Genomic DNA, 16031 nt, shown 5'->3' on the forward strand with positions numbered 1-16031 from the left:
TGACTGCCGAAGCAGCTCCGAGCTCGCCGATGCCGGTCAGCTGCCTTGGTAGATCGTGGTGCACAGCAGCGTGGCGCCGTCGTTCACCAGGGCGGCCCAGTACCGCGTCTGGTCGCCTGCCACCCGGCGGCAGTTGTTCGCGTCGGCGCCCGCCGGGGCGCGGTAGACGCCTGTGATGTGCATGATCTGGTTGTACGGGACCGGTACCGGCTCGCGTCGGCAGGCCACGGCCGTCATCAGGGCGAGGGAGATCGAGTCGCCGGACTGCCGACCGAGAATGCAGTAGTTGGCGTGGTAGACGCGGGTGAGGCAGAGCTTCGTGCTGTCGCCGGTGGTGGCGGAGCGGTAGCTCCAGTAGGACTTCCCATAGCTGGTGGGGCAGTCCGTGTTGATGGAGGTCACCTGGACCTGCGCCTGCTCGCCGGCGCAGGACACGGGGTCCGGCGGAGCACCGACGCTCCAGTCGACGCTGGTGCCCCCGCGGCCCGTGTCGTAGACCGCCAGGCAGTCGCCGACCGAGATGGCTTTGAACTGCTTCTCGGTGGGATCCGGAGCGGGTGTCGACCGCTCGGGGTCGGGCTCGGGCTCGTCAGCGCCCCCCGCACCGGTTTCGGAGTCGTCGGGGATGCGGCCGGTCGGCGAAGACGTGTACGGGGCCGAGCTGGAACTGGAGGGGGGCGAGTCGGCCAAGAAGTCCTTCAGCTCGCCCGCGTTGCTCAAGCCCAGCCAGCCCAAGATCGACAGCACGGATGCGATCCCGCCCACCAGTGTCCATAACTTGGCAGTGGAATGATCATTGGATGCGCCTGCCACCATGCCCTCCCCCGCTGAGGCTCAGGCGATGTTAACCATTCTGGCGCTGCCGAGAGCCGAACTCCCTTTATTCCAATCCGTCGGCCCCCATTCGCGCAGATCCAGCACCGGCGATACGGGCCCTGGGGTGGGGCGACCAGGGCGACTTCAGGAGTCGGGAGAGGGGAGGCGCCCCGTATCTCCGGCGATTCCCTGACCAAGGCACGGGGACTCCCGGGTGCGGAGCTGCCGATTCCTCCACGCCCCGCCGGGTACCCGCAGCGCGTCCGGCGATGTCTGGAGCGGACGGTCTCCGCTGGTGGAATACCCCCCTAGGTATAACTGTTAGAGTGAGTGAGCAATACCCCGTGGGGTACACCCTTCGAGAGGAGCCGTGAGCCGTGTTCTTCGTCGACACCTTCGAATTCGAGGGTCTGGGCAACCGCAGCTACCTGGCCGGCGGACCCCATGCCGCAGTGGTCGTCGACCCGCCGCGCGACATCGACCAGGTCATCGCAGCCGCCGCCAGGCGCGGGGTGCGCATCGCCTTCGTGGCCGAGACCCATCTGCACAACGACTACGTCACGGGCGGCCTGGAGCTGGCCCGCGTCACCGGCGCCCAGTACTTGGTCCCGGCCGGGGCGCATGTGTCGTTCGCTTGCACCCCGGTCGCCGACGGCGACACTGCGGGCGTGGACGCAGGTCTGGTGCTGCGGGCGATCGCGACCCCCGGGCACACCCCGCACCACACCTCCTACGTGCTGGAAGACGACGGGCGCGGGGTTGCGGTCTTCACCGGTGGATCGCTGCTGATCGGCACGGTGGGTCGCCCCGACCTGGTGGAGCCGCGGCTGACCGAGCAGCTGGCCCGGGCCCAGTACGCCTCCGCGCACCGGCTGGCCGACGAGCTGGACGACGAGGTGCCGGTGCTGCCCACCCACGGGTTCGGCAGCTTCTGCTCCTCCTCCCAGGCCGAGGGGGACGCGACCACGATCGGCAAGGAGCGCACCAGCAACGACGCGCTCACCCTTGATGTGGACACCTTCGTCGCGCAGATGCTTGCCGGGCTGGAGGACGTGCCCGCCTACTACGCGCACATGGGCCCGGCCAACGCCGCCGGCCCCGCGCCGGTCGACCTCACTCCTCCCGGACGTGCGGACGCCGAGGAGATCGCCGCCCGGCTGGCCGCGGGTGAGTGGGTGGTGGACCTGCGCAGCCGCATGGCGTTCGCCGAGGGGCATGTGGCCGGGTCTTTCAACTTCGAGGGCGAGGGCAAGCTCGCCACCTACCTGGCCTGGCTGATCCCATGGGGCAAGCCCGTCACCCTGCTCGCCGACACCCCGGAGCAGATCACCGACGCCCAGCGGGAGCTGGTCCGGGTGGGCATCGACCGCCCGGCCGCCGCCGCCACGGGCGACCCCGCCGGCTGGGTCCGTCAGGGCGAGCAGCTTGTCTCCTTCCCGCGTGCCCGTTTCGCCGACCTCGCCCAGGTGCGCGAGCGTGGCGACGAGGTGGTCGTACTGGATGTGCGCCGGGACTCGGAGCGCGTAGGCGGCTACATCGACGGCTCGGTCCACATCCCGATCCACGAGCTGCACGGCCGCGTCGGCGAGGTGCCGCAGGGGACGGTGTGGGTGCACTGCGCCGGCGGGATGCGCGCGGCGATCGCCGCTTCCCTGCTGGATGCCGCCGGACGGGACGTGGTCGCCGTCGACGACGGATTCGACGCCGCGACGGATGCCGGACTGTCCCTGATCTCCGGCTGATTCCGGCCGCTGCCCGCAAGGAAGGAAGCGTGTGATGTTCCTCTTTCGCCGAAACGGATCCCGCGTCACGGTCGACGAGGCACACGGCCGCACCAGTGGCGACCAGCCCGACGCGGTCCTGCTGGACGTCCGTGAGAAACCCGAATGGACCGCGGGCCACGCCCCGGCCGCCGTCCACGTACCGCTGACGGAGCTGGTCGCAGGTGGCACCCTGCCAACAGAGGCGGAGGGCCGGCCGCTGATAGTGATCTGCCGCAGCGGACACCGCTCCCAGCGGGCCGCAAAGCTCCTGACCGAGCGCGGAGCCCAGGCGGTCGACGTCGAGGGCGGCATAAACGCGTGGGCCGCCGCCGGGCACCCGGTCGTCGACGAACGCGGGAACAGCGGCCGGATAGCGTGACCGTACTCGTTCTCGCCCTCATCGCCGGGGCCGTCATCGGTCTCGCGCTCGGAGCCCTCGGCGGCGGTGGCAGCGTCCTTGCCGTACCGGCACTGATCTACCTGCTCGGCTTCACCCCGGCCGCCGCCACCACGGCAAGCCTGATCATCGTCACCGTCACCTCCGCCACGGCCCTGTACGCCCACACCCGCGACGGGAACGTGGCATGGAAGACGGGAGCGCTGTTCGCTGCGGCGGGCATCGTCCCCGCCTTCCTCGCCGGGGCCGTTGCCGGGCGCCTGCCCGAAGCGGTACTGACGGCGGCGTTCGCAGTCGTCGCCGCGCTGGCGGCCCTGCGCATGCTGCGTCCGTCCGCGTCAGAGCCGCCGGACCGGGTCCGTCCCGGCAAGGCGGCCGGTGCCGGCGCCGCGCTTGGCGCCGTGACGGGCTTCCTGGGCGTGGGTGGGGGCTTCCTCGCCGTGCCCGCCCTGGTGAGCGTCCTGGGACTGGCCATGCGGCGGGCGGTGGGCACCAGTCTGCTCGTCATCACGGTGAACTCGCTGGCCGCGCTCACCGCCCGCACCGACTCCGGTGGCGGGCTCCACTGGGAGATCATCGGCCCCTTCACCGGAGCCGCGATTCTCGGCGCCTGGGACGGCAAACGGCTCGCGAGAAGGATCACCGGCACCACCCTTCAGAAGATCTTCGCCGGCGTCCTGCTGGCGGTGGCGGCCTTCATGCTCGTCGACGTGATCGTCTGAACCCGAGGGCCGGCAGACGACGACTCCGACACGCAGGGACATCCGCCATGACCACGCCCACGGCCCTCGCCACTGACGAGGCGCGCGACCAGATCCTGCGTGCGCTGCCCGACAGCCAGCACGTCGCCGATCCGAAGCCGGACACCTCCCCCACGGCCGACAGCTCGCCCAGGTCGAAGGACACCCGCCCGTGAACACCACACCCCCCACCAACACTCCGGCCGATGCGGGCGGGCGGCCCGTACGGCTCGGGCTGCGGGAGAACTGGCCGCAGTTCACCCTGCTGGTCGTCGTCAATGTCTGCGTCGGCGGCCTGGTCGGCCTGGAACGCACCACCGTCCCGGTCATCGGCTCCGAGACCTTCGGCCTGACCAGCGATCTGGCCGTCTTCTCCTTCATCATCGCCTTCGGCCTCACCAAGGCGTTCACCAACCTCGCCGCCGGAGCGCTCACCGCTCGCTTCCGCCGCAAGCAACTGCTCGTGGCCGGCTGGCTGATCGGCATCCCCGTCCCCTTCGCCCTCGCCTACGCGCCGTCCTGGGGCTGGATCGTCGCCGCCAACGTCCTGCTCGGCCTGAACCAGGGCCTGACCTGGTCGATGACCGTCAACATGAAGATCGACCTGGTCGGCCCCTCACGCCGAGGACTCGCCACAGGACTGAACGAAGCCGCCGGCTACACCGCCGTCGGCGTCACCGCCCTGCTCACCGGCTACCTCGCCACCGGCTACGGCCTGCGCCCGATCCCCGAGCTCATCGGCGTCGTCTTCGTCGTAGCCGGACTGGCGTTGGCGCTGGCCGTCCGCGACACCGCCGCCCACGTCGCCCTGGAACTTGCGAGCCACACCAAGGCGCTTCCCACGGGCGAGCACACCGGCCTCAGGACCACGTTCACCCGCACCTCCTGGCACAACCGCTCCCTGCGCGGCGCCAGCCAGGCCGGCCTGGTCAACAACCTCAACGACGGACTCACCTGGGGCGTCTTCCCTCTGCTCTTCACCGACCACGGACTCGGCCTCGCCGCCGTCGGCCTGATCAAGGGCCTCTACCCCATCCTGTGGGGACTGGGGCAGATCTCCACCGGCCACCTCGCCGACCGCGTCGGCCGCAAGCCCCTCATCGTCCACGGCATGCTCGTCCAGGCAGCCGGCTTCGTTCTCGCCCTCGCCCTGCTCGACCGGCCCCTGCTCGCGGGCATCTTGTCCGCGGTCCTTCTCGGCGTGGGCACCGCCATGGTCTACCCGGCCCTCATCGCGTCCATCTCCGACCACGCACACCCCGCATGGCGCGCCAACGCCCTCGGCACCTACCGCTTCTGGCGCGACATCGGCTACGCCGCCGGCGCCCTCGTCGCCGGCGTCCTCGCCGACGCTCTGGGCCTGAGCGCCACCGTGATCGCCGCAGCGGTCCTGACCGCCGTCTCCGGGCTTCTCGCCGCCCGCTGGATCACCGAACACCAGCCCGCCTCCCGCTGAACGAGCAGCCTTCCCCGGCCGCTCGGGGCGGGCTTCGGGCCCCGCGAGGCGCTTGTCGCGCGAAGCGCTGCCGTGACCGGCCGGTCACGGGGCCCGGTGGTCAGGGTCGCCGGGCGGAGTCCGGAGCGCGCGTCACCTGATCGAGGTCGTGGACCGCTTTGGCCAGCAGGTCGAGCATGGCGATTTCGGCACGGGCGGGGTCCTGGTCCCGGACGGCGTCCAGGACGGCCCGGTGGCTGGGGACCGGGTCGTCGATCTGTTCATGGGCGTGCACGACGCGGTCACGTACGCGCAGTCCCGGTTCGAGCAGCAGGTCCATGCGTGCCAGCATGTCGTTGCCGGTCGTGTTGAAGGGAGTGCGGTGGAACGACGCGTCGGCCTCGGCGGCGTCCGCAGATGAGTGCGTGTGGGCGCGTGCCTTCGCGGCCAGGGCGGTCTGCAGTGCGTGCAGGTCCTGTTCGGTGCGGTGGAGCGCGACGCGGTGGGCCGCGGGGGGCTCGATGACGGAGCGGACGTCCGCCAGGTCCCGCATGAGGCGCTGCCTTCCCGGTGCGCGTCGACAGCCGGAGCTTGTCGCGGGGCAGCCACGCCGACGGACGGCCCACCGGCACGGCACTCGCCCGTGAGCACGGCGCGAACCATGCCGAGGCGCCGAAGGGGCCCGAGCCTTTGCGGTCGGGCCCTGGCGACAAGCCGTACTCAGGCCCGGGTGTCGCGAGTGGCCGCCGGAGCGGTGAACGCGGCGTGCAGCAGGCGGTTGAGCTCCTGGTCGAGACTGCGTGTCAGGGACGGGTAGGCGTGCTTTCCCAGGTGCCTGTGCTCGATGACCCTGCGGAAGTCGCCGCCGAAGACAGGAGCCGCGGCCTGGAACACCTCCGCTTCCCTCTCGCCCAGGGTCTGCAGCACGGGTACGTCGATCGGCTGGGCCTTCTCGAAGACACCGGCCCGCTCATGGGCGGGTGACCGCCAGGCCGACATCGCGATGAAGAACCGTACGTCACCCAGGCCCACGTCACTCCCCCGGGCCTGGCGGTGGAGTGCCGCGGAAGCCATCGCGGCGCCTTCACCGAACCCGGCGACACCGGCGAAGGGGCCGTGGTCCTCCGCGACCGATCTGAGGTACCGGAGGGACGAGTCCAGGGCCGCCACGGGGTCGTCGTCCCCCATCTCGGCGGGCGTGCTGCGATATCGGTTCCACAGCTCAGGGAAACCCGCTTGCCACCCCCGATAGGTTCCCGTGACGTCGTAGAGGCCCTCCTCGACCAGGGAGTCCAGGCCCCGGAGTTCGAGTTGCTCGGCACCGGTGAACGCCGGCATGGCGTAGGGCGCGTCGGCGATGACGAACTCGAGGTCTTCGCGTCTCGTCCAGCCGGCCTTCTTCAGCATGGCCCGTGCGAGGCGGCCGTCGGTCCCCCGGCCCGGCAGGAAGAGCACCCTGTGGCGGCGCGGCACGTAGATGCTCACCGGGCCGAAGCCGTCGCGCCTGACACGTCGCTCCACGGGAGACGCGGGGTCCCGCCGGTGGAGCAGTGAGATCGTGGGGGACATCATGTGCCAGAGGCCACCGCCCTCTTCCACCGCCTCGCCGAGCAACGTGGAGTACGCCTTCCACTCGGCTTCCCGCTCTCTTTGGAAGCGGTCGAACGGGCAGAGTTCCGCGGTCCTCGACGCGACGTTCTTCTTCGCACGCTCGATGTAGTCCCACAACTCCACGAGCAGCCGTTCGGTGGACGACTTCTCGGGACTCCCCACGGTGATTCTCGCGAACAGTTCCTCCAGTTCGGCGGGGTTGTCGCGAAAGCGCAGATACGCTTCGGCGAATGCCTGCAGGAAGAACACGTAGCTCGAGCAGAGCAGGGATTTGGCCTTTCGGGGGATCTGCGCGCTGTCGTTGTAGGCGAACAGATTGGGGTCGCCGTCGATCCACAGTCCTTCCACCCTGCTGTGCTCACCGAAGATCCCCGCCAGGACGCTCCGATCCGTGGTCGATCCCAGGCAGGTGACCAGTACGTCGGCCTTCACCTCCCTTCCGCTCGCGGTGACGACCGAACGGGCCGTCACATGATCGATCTCACTTTCCAGGACGGTCACCCTTCCGAGCGCCTGTGCCAGGAAGTAGAGGTCCGAGGCGGCAGGAACCGTCGACTGGTCCAGGACGAAGCTTCCGTCCGCGTCCCGGGAGAGAGAGGGGAGGGACTCTATGTCGACGCCGCAGAGCGCGTAGAACGGCCGCATGATGTCGACGACGTCGTTGAGCGGTGTCGCTCCCTCACTCGAATTGATCACCCAGTTGCAGAGGGTGGACACGACCAGGTTCCGTCGCCGGCAGACGATCGTGACATGACGCGCACCGTTCTCCAGGGCCGTTCGCATGTTCTCCAGGGCGAAGGCGCCGTGTCCGACGATCACGACCGACGCGTCGGTGAACTTCTCCGGTGGCGTGTCGTCGGCCACCCCGAGTCCGATGTGGCCCGTGAAGAGGTGCTCATCGCGAAAGTGGTGCGTCACGGGCCGGTGGAGCCCGCCCGTGAGGGCCGCCACACCACCGACGCGGACGGACTTGGTGACGCCTCCCTGGACGTACACGGCCTCGTACTCCCGCTCCCGGACCTTCCGGACGGAGACCACTTCGCAGTTGAAGCGAATCGGCTCCTTGAGCTCGGACGCGACGGCATTCGCCTGCCGCAGGACTTCTCCCCTGTCCGGGAACACCGACCGCCACCGGTGGTCGCCGTGCGCCGTGGGCAACGCGCTGTCGAAACTGTATGCCGGCGAGTCGATCTGGACTTTGGAATCGGTGTTGGCCAGTGAGCTCCACACGCCGCCGGCGCGGTCGCTCTTCTCCAGCACCATGACCGCGACACCCATCTTCTCAAGTCGCCGCGCGAAGCCGATGCCACCCAGACCCGCCCCTATGACAAGGACCGGGAGACGCGGCGACGGGGGCTTTCGCCCGGCACCGGGAGTACGGTGCACGGCCTGGTGCCGCACGGGCTCCCGCCGCACCTGGGCACGGTCGCTCGACTGCTTCCGCATCTGCTCGAAGACGTACCCGACCAGGGAGCGGACGTCTGCCGACTCGACGGCGAATGCCGTCGGCAGTACGACGTCGAGATCGGAGGCGATCCTGTTCCGCAGCAGGACGCCGCCCAACGAGTCCAGACCGGATTCCGAGAGTGTGGCGCTGTCCTCGACGGGTCTTCCCACGACCTCCCGGGCCGCCGTGCGGACGACCTGCTCCACGTTCGTCCGCGCCGGTGCGGGCGCGTCGGCCGCCCTCCGGGCGGTGAAGCGTGACACGAACCTGTTCCTCGGCGAGAGCGTGTCCCAGTCCACTGGGGAGACGCAGACCGATCCCCGCTCGGGCCCGGCGAGCAGCCGGTCCAGCGCCGCGCGCCCGAGAGCGTCGCCGATCACTCCGAACCCCGCGGTCCTCGCACGCTCGACCGCTCCGTGACGCGTGGCGATGCCGGCGTCGGACCACACCCCCCACTGGATCGAGAGCACCGGCTCACCTCGTGAGGACCACGACTCGGCCAACGCGTCCAGCGTGGTGTTCGCCGCGGCACAGCTCGCCTGGGCGACGGCCCCGAAGACCGAGGAGGCCGAGGAGAACAGCACCAGGAAGTCCGGCGGCGTGAACACGCTCCGGAGATTCTTCGCGCCCTCGACCCTGGCCGCGTAGGCCTGCCTGAGCTTCTGCTCCGACTGGTTCGCCAGCACGCCGTCGGCGAGGATTCCCGCGGCGTGAATCACCCCCGCCACCGCCGGCATACCGGCCTTCGCCATGGCGTCCCGCGCCAGACGAACACTGCGCGGATCGCTCACATCACACGCCAGCAACTCGACGCGCGCCGATCGGCGCAGGGTCGCGACCTCGGGCGGCTCGGCCGGCTCGGCGCGCGGCGACCGGGACAGCAGCACCACGTGCCGTGCACCCCGGTCCACCAGTAACCCGGCCGCCACCAGCCCCAGAGCCCCTGACCCCCCGCTCACCACGTATGTCGCGTCGGGACGGGCGGCGAAGCGCTCGTCGCCGAGGGGGTGCCGCCGCAGGCGCGGCACCTGGAGGACACCGGCCGCGGTGAACCGGTAGTCCTCCTCCAGACGCTCGCTCCGGCTCAGGGTCAGCGCTCGGGGGAGCTGCTTCCTCGACGCCTCGACGCAGTGGAGCGACAGGTCGGGCCGCTCCAGCCGGGCGGTCCGGCCGAGCCCCCACAATCCCGCGTCGTCGGCCGCGTCCGGCGTCGGCAGGAACACGATCCTGCGCGGGGTCGGTCCCTGCGAGCAGGCCTGCAGCAGGCGCAGGCCCGCCGCCACATCGGCCTCTCGCCCGTCGCTCAGCAGCGCGACGCAGCCCCAGGCCCCCTCGAGAAGCACGTCGCCGAGCGCGTCCGAGGCGCGCACCACGCGGTTGACCCACCCGTCGGGCAGGTCGATGTCGACGTCCGAGGAGGACAGCAGCAGGTGGGGACCCGGCAGCGGCACCCCGGAGGGCGCGTCGGCCTCGACCCATGCCGTCGAGTAGAAGCAGTCCGAGGCCGCGGACGGGGGCCCGGCCGCCGCGGAAACGCTCGTGGACACGCTGATCATTTCGGCTCTCCCTGTTCGTGGGGCTCGGCGGAGGTCTGGGGTGCGGTGTACGGCGGGCTCCGGTCTCAGCCGCCGGCCGTCCCGCTCCTCCCGAGGTCCCGGAACTTCTTGGTCGCGATGCTCACGCAGAGCGACGGCGACAGCCTGAAGAGCCACCAGAACAGCTTCCAGACGGCGGGAACGACGATGATTCCCTTGTTCCGGGCGACCGCGTCGAGCGACTTCGTGACGAATTCCTTCGGTGAGATCGGCTTCTGCTCCTCCCACATGTCCCGTGTCATCTCACGGGTCACGCCCTCCACGCTGCGGCCGTACACACCGCCCTCGATGAGGGGGGTCCGTATGACGCCCGGGCACAGCACGCTCACACGCACCCCGAGCTGGGCCGCCTCGATGCGCAGATTGTGCGAGAGGCCCACCACGGCGTGCTTGGTGGTGACGTAGGAGGTCGTCCCCGCACTGGGGACCAGGCCCGCCAGGGACGCGGTGTTCACGATGTGGCCGAAACCCTGGTCGATCATCAGGTTGTACGCGGCCTGAACGCCGTTGACGACACCGCCGACGTTGACGTCGATCATGCGCCGCCAGTCCTCGACGCGGTAGTGCCGGGCACCCGCACCCATGCCGTGGGTGATACCGGCGTTGTTGAACAAGTAGTCCAGACGTCCGGTCCGCGCGACGGTTTCCTTGACGAGTTGTTCGAACTTCGCGTGGTCGGTGACGTCCAGCCATGCGGCGGTCGCCTTCCCGCCCGTCTTCCGCAGAGCGGCGGCCACCTCCTCGGCCTGCTCGATCTGGAGGTCCGCCAGCACCACCTCACAGCCCCGGGCCACGAGTTCCTCGGCCAGGGCGCGCCCGATCCCCGACGCGGCGCCCGTGATGATCGCGGTGGCGTCCCGGTAGGTTCTGATTCCGCTCGATGTCGACATGACCGCATGTCCTTTCCGGATTCCTTGATCGTCCTCAGCCGCGCAGTGCGGCCGTCTGCTCCTGGAACTCCCGGAGCGCTTTCAGGTCCTGTCCGAAACGATTGACCGTGGGCACCTGCACGGAGCCGCTGCCCGGCGGCAGGATGTACTTCACGAACGTCGCGAGTGTCGCGCTGGGGCCGAGGTCGATGAAGGTCGCGTCGCCGGCGGCGGACATCTTCCCGATGGTCCGCGCGAACTCCACTGGACTCCTCATGGCGGCCCATATGCCGTCGGCCGTCACCTCGGCGACCTGGCCCGTCGAGGCGGACGAGACGATGGGAATCCTCGGCGGAGCGAACGTCACGGCCTTGAGGATGCCGCGGACCTGTTCCCCGACCGGGTCGATGAGTTCGGTGTGCACGCCGCGGTTGACCGGGAGCCGCTGGCAGACGATCCCCTGCTCCTCCAGGGAGCGTTCGAGCCGTTCCACCGCCCCGACCCGGCCGCTGACCACGACGTTGCCGTCGAAGTTGCGTCCCGTGACCCGGCAGTCGGTGAACAACCCGGCGTGGCCGTGCAGGAGTTCCTCCGTGGCGAGGACCGCCAGCATCGCGGACGGCGGGGTCCGGTCCACCAGCGTCCGGGCGAACTCGACGGCGAAGGAGATCCCGAGTTCCAGCGGCAGCACCTCCGCGACGACGGCCGCGGTGATCTCACCCAGGCTGTAGCCCACGAGGACGTCGGGCCGGTACCCCATTTCCTGCACCACCCGTGTGAGGCTGTACTCCACGCAGAGCAGAGCGGCGTTGGAGTCCGCCAGCGAGTCGAACGGATCGCTCTTCGCGCGGCCCTCGTCGAAGATCGTCTCGACCACCGACTTGCCGAGAACGGGCAGGGCGATGTCGTCGCAGTGATCCAGCCAGAGCCGGTAGCGCGGGTGCCGTTCATAGAGTTCGCGGGTCATGTGGAAGTACTGGGAGCCCTGCCCCGAGTACATGAACACGGTCGCCTTCGTCATCGCCGCTCCTCTCGCGCGTCCCGGTCGTGGGCCCGCGATGCCGTGGCGGTCAGCATTTCTCTAGGCAGATCGCCGCGCTGACCCCGCCGAAGCCCATGCTGAGGCTCACAGCCGTGCGCACCTCGCAGTCCTCCGCCTTCTCGCGCACCCAGGGGAACGTCTCGTCCAGCGGATCGACCAGGTTGCGGGTGGGATGCAGCTTCCCCTCCCTCATCTGCAGGAGCGTCGCCACGATCTCCACCGCCCCCGCGGCGGTGAGCCCGTGTCCGGTGATCGACTTGGTCGCGTTGATACGGGCGTGGGCAAGTCCGCAGCGCGCGAGTGCCTGTAGTTCGACCGCGTCCCCGGTGGGCGATCCGGTGCCGTGCGGGTTGACGTAGTCGACGGCTGACGCGGCCAGGCCGGCTTCCCGCAGGGCCGCCTGGACCACGGCCACCTCTCCCTCCACGGAGGGGTGGGGATTGCGGGTGCCGTCAAGCGCCCTGCCACCGCCGCGGAACCGCGCGTACGGCGTCGGACGCCGGCACCGGTCCGCCCGCTCGACGACGACCGCGGCGCACGCCTCGCCGAAGACGAAGCCGTCGTGGCCCCGGTCGAAGGGGCGGCACGCCGCGGCCGGGTCGTCGGCCCAGCGCGCGGAGCCCATGGCACCCATGGCCCGGAACGCCAGGCATTCCCAGTACGACAGGTCCATGAGCGCGCCCAGGGCGATGCAGACGTCGACCTCGCCGGACTGCACCGCCCGCACGGCCCCCAGCACCGCGAGCAGACCACTGGCCGAAGCGCCACCGAGCGTGTGCGCGAAGCCCCGGATCGGGAACTGCTCGGTGCAGAACCCGCACAGGTCGGAGTCCATGAAGCCCATGCCGTACGTCGGGCGCAGGAACTCGGGACGGTCCGCATGGCGGGCGTGCAGGAGGGTCAGCTCGCGTTGCTGGACGTTGGACCCGCCGACCACGAGGCCGATGCGGGACGGGTCGGCCTCGTCCAGTCCGGCGTCGTGCCATGCCTCGTGGAGCGTGGACAGGGCCGCCCTGGCCGAGAGCGACGCCGTGCGCACGCTGCGCGCGGTGATGCTCCCGGGCAGGCTCGGCTCCCCCATCTCGGCGCCCAGGAAGACCGCGGTCGCGTCCGTGGAAGGCGCCGGGGGCAGCCGTCCCGGACGCTGCATGGGCCCGAAGGCGTGCCGGCCCTCGAGAAGCGCCGCGACGAAGGCGTCCTTGCCCTGGCCCACCGCTGTGGTGACGCCCAGGCCGGTGACGACGACGTCGCGGCCGTCAGACCGCAGACTTGTCATGGATGAGATCCGCCAGCTCGCCCATGTTCTTCGCGTCCGCCAGTTCGACGAGGGGGATGCTCATCGACAGCGACTCCAGCGTCATGACGATGATCTCCGCACGGTCGATGGAGTTGGCCCCCAGGTCGCGCAGCGAGTCGGAGGGGGCGAATCGGTGTCCTTCGAGTTCGGGGATCACCTCGCGGGTGTGCTCCACGATCAGGTCGAAGACGCGCGTGTCCGGCATGTGGTCAGCCTCCTGTGTAGTGGGACGTGATGAGTGCCCGGACCTCGGGCTGGTGGAAGGTCTTCTCGTGCATGGCCACCTCGCGCTCGATGTAGCGCGGGAGCTCTGCGCGGAGTTCGGACACCAGATGGCTCTTGAGCGTGACCAGGGAGATCCTGGGCTTCTCGGCCAGGGTGCCGGCCAGTTCGAGGGCGTGGTGCAGCACGTCGGCGCGCGGCAGGACCGGGAAGGGGACGCCGCGTTCCTTCAGCTCGTGACCGTAGTAGGTCTTCGCCGAGAGCAGCATCTCCCCGGCCAGGCTCATGCCGAGTTTCCTGGGCAGGATCAGGGTCGCCCCCATGCCGGGAGTGAACCCGTACTTCATGAAGTTCGTCGTGTAGATGCTCTCCTGGCTGAGGATGACGAAGTCGGCGAACATTCCCATGGCGAAGCCGCCCCCGATGCCGTGGCCCTGCATCGCGGCGATGACGGGTACGGGACAGTCCAGCGCGAGACCGTAGATGTCGGCGTCGGTGAAACTGATGCGCCGCTCCTGGATCAGCAGCAGGCTCTCCTTGGTGCCGCCGCTCGCGAAGTAGTTGCCGTAGCCGGTGAGGACGACGGCCTTGCACCGTTCGTCGGCCGCGACCTTCGCGAAGGCGTCCTGCAGGCCCGTGATGAGCTGATCGGAGAAGGTGTTCTTGTGCTCCTGGTCCTGCATCGTGATCTGGACGACGGAGGGGGCGATCTCCCGGTAGTCGACGGGTGGGCCGTGCATTCCTACTCTCCTTCCCAGGGGAACTGCCCTGTCTTCACGTAGCGTTCGATCTTGCGCAGGTTCTCCGCGTCGGAGAAGACCTCCTTGTTGGCCGCGACGGCTTTGTCCCGGGAGGGGAGCAGGATGTCGTCGAGGTCGCGGAGGTACTTCTTGTAGCGGGTCACTCCCGTCTTGGGCAGGTAGCGCAGCCGCAGGAGGTGCCGGCGCAGCGGGTTGCCGCTGTCGTCCGCGCTGACGTCGACGAGTCCCCAGGTGGCCGCCTGCCGGGCGGTGAACGGTTGGGTCATCAGAGTGAGGTAGTTGGACCTGGCAGGGCCTACCTTCCTGGTCAGGAAGGGCAGGACGCAGGCCGGCATCAGCCCGAAAAGGAGCTCGGACAGGCTGAACGTCACCGTTTCCGCGCACACCACGATGTCGCACGCCGCCACGAATCCCACTCCCCCGGCGTTGGCCTTGCCGCGCACGTGCGCCACGGAGACGAACGAGCCGAAGGCCAGGGAGAGCCACAGGTCGTACAGGGCCGCCGCCGGCGATTCCCCGTTGTCGGCCTCGCCGCCCCCTGCGGCGAGCTCCCCGAAGTCGGCGCCCCAGCAGAACACCTCGGGCAGCCCTTCCAGAACCAGGACGGTGGCGTGTTCCTCGGCGAAGCGCACCACCTCCGCGCACTCCTGGACCAGACGGGTGCTGATGGTGTTGCCCGCTTCGGGCCGGTGCAGTTGGAGGTGACAGATCCCGTTGTCGAAGCGGACCTTGACGGTCTCGTATCCGGCCTTGTTCAGGACACCCACTCGTACTCCCGGTGGAACTCATCGATCCGCTTGAGGAAGAGGAGTTCCCGGCCGTTCCCGGTCCGGGCCTGCGGAACGATGTCGGTGCTCAACAGCGCGTTCCGGGTGCCGAATTTCACCGCGTGATTGGCCTGGAGCAGTGAGTCGTACTCCGGCATCGTCAGCTCGTACCGGGCGTCGAGGTGCTTCTCCATCTCGAGAGCGCGTGTGCGGTCCTGGCTCTCCTGGCGGGCCACGCCGCTGAAGAACTCGGAGCAGCAGCCGGAGCCGTAGGAGAAGACGCCGATGCGCTGGGGGCCGGTGAGATCCGCGTTGTCGATGGTGCTGGCCAGCGAGAGCATGGTGGTCGCGCCCATGATGTTCCCGACGCGCTGGCAGTACGTCAGGCCCGGGTGCATGCGCCGCTGGAAGTCCTCCTCGATGACCGCCGGGCGCGCCTTGGCGACCTTGCGCATCAGGTTGCGGTGGGCGCCCTTGATCATGCCGCCGAAGGGCGTGTGGAAGGCGAGATAGCCGAAGGTGGAGACGAAGTCCACGTCGCCGACCCGTCGCTGGTATTCGAGGAAGGATTTCTCGCAGCAGTCCAGGTACGAGAGCAGCGAGAGGTCCGCGTTGCCCGCTTCGCTGTCGGGCAGGGGACGGCAGGTGTCCATCACCTCGTAGCCGTAGTAGCCACTCGCGCCGACGTCTATCCGGAAGATGTGCGGGGTGTCGCTGACGATCATCGCCACGGCGCCGGCGCCGCCGCTCGGTTCGGCGAAGGACCAGTCCTCGGAGAGCGCGTCACCGCTCTCCGCGACCATGAAGCGGGTGATGTCGGTGGCGATGACCAGGGCTTTCGCACCCGGTGAGGTGCCCGACAGGATGAAGTTCGCCGCCGTCTGCAGCGCTGCGACGCCCGAGTAGCAGGCGTTCTTGATCTCGAAGAGGCGGCAGTTCCGGTTCAGCCCCAGGAGGTCGTGGAAGTACGTGCTCATGGACTTGCCGAAGTCGAACGCCGACTCGGTCGCGGTGATGACCAGTTCGATGGAGTCCCGCTCCTCGGGCGACAGGGCGTCGATGAGGGGCTTGGCCGCGTTGACGCCGAACGTCACGGGATCCTCGTAAGGCAGCGCGACGGTCTTCTCCTTCATGAGGAGGTTGTCGAACCTCGCGGTGTCGAGCCCGCGGTGGATCGCCAGCTTCTCCACGTCGAGGTAGCAGGAGCCGGCGAAGACGTTCAGTGCTTCGATTCCAACTGTCGTCATGACTTCTCTCCCTGGGGATTCC

The 16031-nt window shown here is 69.4% G+C and carries 15 protein-coding genes; 5 read left to right on the plus strand and 10 right to left on the minus strand.

Annotated features, from left to right (window positions below; translation table 11 throughout):
* Positions 1 to 36: 36 nt before the first annotated feature.
* A complete protein-coding gene (locus CNQ36_RS00230; RefSeq protein ID WP_163013158.1) occupies positions 37 to 747 on the minus strand; it encodes a hypothetical protein in 711 nt (236 codons plus the stop codon).
* 446 nt (positions 748 to 1193) lie between these two features.
* Here CNQ36_RS00230 and CNQ36_RS00235 point away from each other — a divergent pair, with 446 nt between their 5' ends.
* From CNQ36_RS00235 to CNQ36_RS00250, 5 genes are read left to right on the plus strand one after another with little or no spacing between them, the layout of a single operon-like run.
* Positions 1194 to 2558 carry an MBL fold metallo-hydrolase gene (locus CNQ36_RS00235; protein ID WP_121544419.1) on the plus strand — a complete coding sequence of 455 codons (1365 nt, stop codon included), beginning with the start codon at positions 1194 to 1196 and terminating at the stop codon, positions 2556 to 2558.
* A 34-nt stretch (positions 2559 to 2592) separates the two neighbouring features.
* The gene (locus CNQ36_RS00240; RefSeq protein WP_163013159.1) at positions 2593 to 2958 is read left to right on the plus strand and encodes a rhodanese-like domain-containing protein; all 366 of its coding nucleotides are present in this window, start codon (positions 2593 to 2595) and stop codon (positions 2956 to 2958) included.
* Positions 2955 to 3698 (plus strand): sulfite exporter TauE/SafE family protein, encoded by a 744-nt coding sequence (locus tag CNQ36_RS00245; protein ID WP_121544421.1) that lies wholly within the window; start codon positions 2955 to 2957, stop codon positions 3696 to 3698. Before CNQ36_RS00240 ends, CNQ36_RS00245 begins: the two co-directional genes overlap by 4 nt.
* A gap of 47 nt (positions 3699 to 3745) precedes the next feature.
* Positions 3746 to 3892: a hypothetical protein gene (locus CNQ36_RS34535; RefSeq protein ID WP_163013160.1), complete on the plus strand. Its 147-nt coding sequence runs from the start codon at positions 3746 to 3748 to the stop codon at positions 3890 to 3892.
* The gene (locus CNQ36_RS00250; RefSeq protein ID WP_121544422.1) at positions 3889 to 5172 is read left to right on the plus strand and encodes an MFS transporter; all 1284 of its coding nucleotides are present in this window, start codon (positions 3889 to 3891) and stop codon (positions 5170 to 5172) included. Before CNQ36_RS34535 ends, CNQ36_RS00250 begins: the two co-directional genes overlap by 4 nt.
* Positions 5173 to 5272: 100 nt before the next feature.
* On the opposite strand, the gene CNQ36_RS00255 is transcribed toward CNQ36_RS00250, so the two are convergent.
* The 9 genes from CNQ36_RS00255 to CNQ36_RS00295 all read right to left on the minus strand — a co-directional run bounded on the left by CNQ36_RS00255 (position 5273) and on the right by CNQ36_RS00295 (position 16009).
* Entirely contained in the window at positions 5273 to 5704 is a 432-nt protein-coding gene (locus tag CNQ36_RS00255; RefSeq protein ID WP_121544423.1) for a FadR/GntR family transcriptional regulator, read from the minus strand.
* A 167-nt stretch (positions 5705 to 5871) separates the two neighbouring features.
* The gene (locus tag CNQ36_RS00260; protein ID WP_121544424.1) at positions 5872 to 9765 is read right to left on the minus strand and encodes a KR domain-containing protein; all 3894 of its coding nucleotides are present in this window, start codon (positions 9763 to 9765) and stop codon (positions 5872 to 5874) included.
* Positions 9766 to 9830: 65 nt separating this feature from the next.
* The gene (locus CNQ36_RS00265) at positions 9831 to 10694 is read right to left on the minus strand and encodes an SDR family NAD(P)-dependent oxidoreductase (RefSeq protein WP_121544425.1); all 864 of its coding nucleotides are present in this window, start codon (positions 10692 to 10694) and stop codon (positions 9831 to 9833) included.
* Positions 10695 to 10728: 34 nt separating this feature from the next.
* Positions 10729 to 11694 (minus strand): acyltransferase domain-containing protein, encoded by a 966-nt coding sequence (locus CNQ36_RS00270; protein ID WP_121544426.1) that lies wholly within the window; start codon positions 11692 to 11694, stop codon positions 10729 to 10731.
* Positions 11695 to 11743: 49 nt separating this feature from the next.
* Positions 11744 to 12991 carry a beta-ketoacyl synthase N-terminal-like domain-containing protein gene (locus CNQ36_RS00275; protein ID WP_121544427.1) on the minus strand — a complete coding sequence of 416 codons (1248 nt, stop codon included), beginning with the start codon at positions 12989 to 12991 and terminating at the stop codon, positions 11744 to 11746.
* The gene (locus CNQ36_RS00280; RefSeq protein ID WP_004936936.1) at positions 12972 to 13217 is read right to left on the minus strand and encodes an acyl carrier protein; all 246 of its coding nucleotides are present in this window, start codon (positions 13215 to 13217) and stop codon (positions 12972 to 12974) included. The genes CNQ36_RS00275 and CNQ36_RS00280 overlap by 20 nt, the downstream gene beginning before the upstream one ends.
* Before the next feature lie 4 nt (positions 13218 to 13221).
* The gene (locus tag CNQ36_RS00285) at positions 13222 to 13974 is read right to left on the minus strand and encodes a polyketide synthase (protein ID WP_121544428.1); all 753 of its coding nucleotides are present in this window, start codon (positions 13972 to 13974) and stop codon (positions 13222 to 13224) included.
* Between the two features lie 2 nt (positions 13975 to 13976).
* Positions 13977 to 14762 carry an enoyl-CoA hydratase/isomerase gene (locus tag CNQ36_RS00290; protein ID WP_121544429.1) on the minus strand — a complete coding sequence of 262 codons (786 nt, stop codon included), beginning with the start codon at positions 14760 to 14762 and terminating at the stop codon, positions 13977 to 13979.
* On the minus strand, positions 14750 to 16009 hold the full coding sequence (locus CNQ36_RS00295; protein WP_121544430.1) for a hydroxymethylglutaryl-CoA synthase family protein: 1260 nt from the start codon (positions 16007 to 16009) through the stop codon (positions 14750 to 14752). The genes CNQ36_RS00290 and CNQ36_RS00295 overlap by 13 nt, the downstream gene beginning before the upstream one ends.
* Positions 16010 to 16031 lie beyond the last annotated feature (22 nt).

It is taken from the genome of Streptomyces fungicidicus (assembly GCF_003665435.1).
Classification (GTDB): Bacteria; Actinomycetota; Actinomycetes; order Streptomycetales; family Streptomycetaceae; genus Streptomyces; species Streptomyces fungicidicus.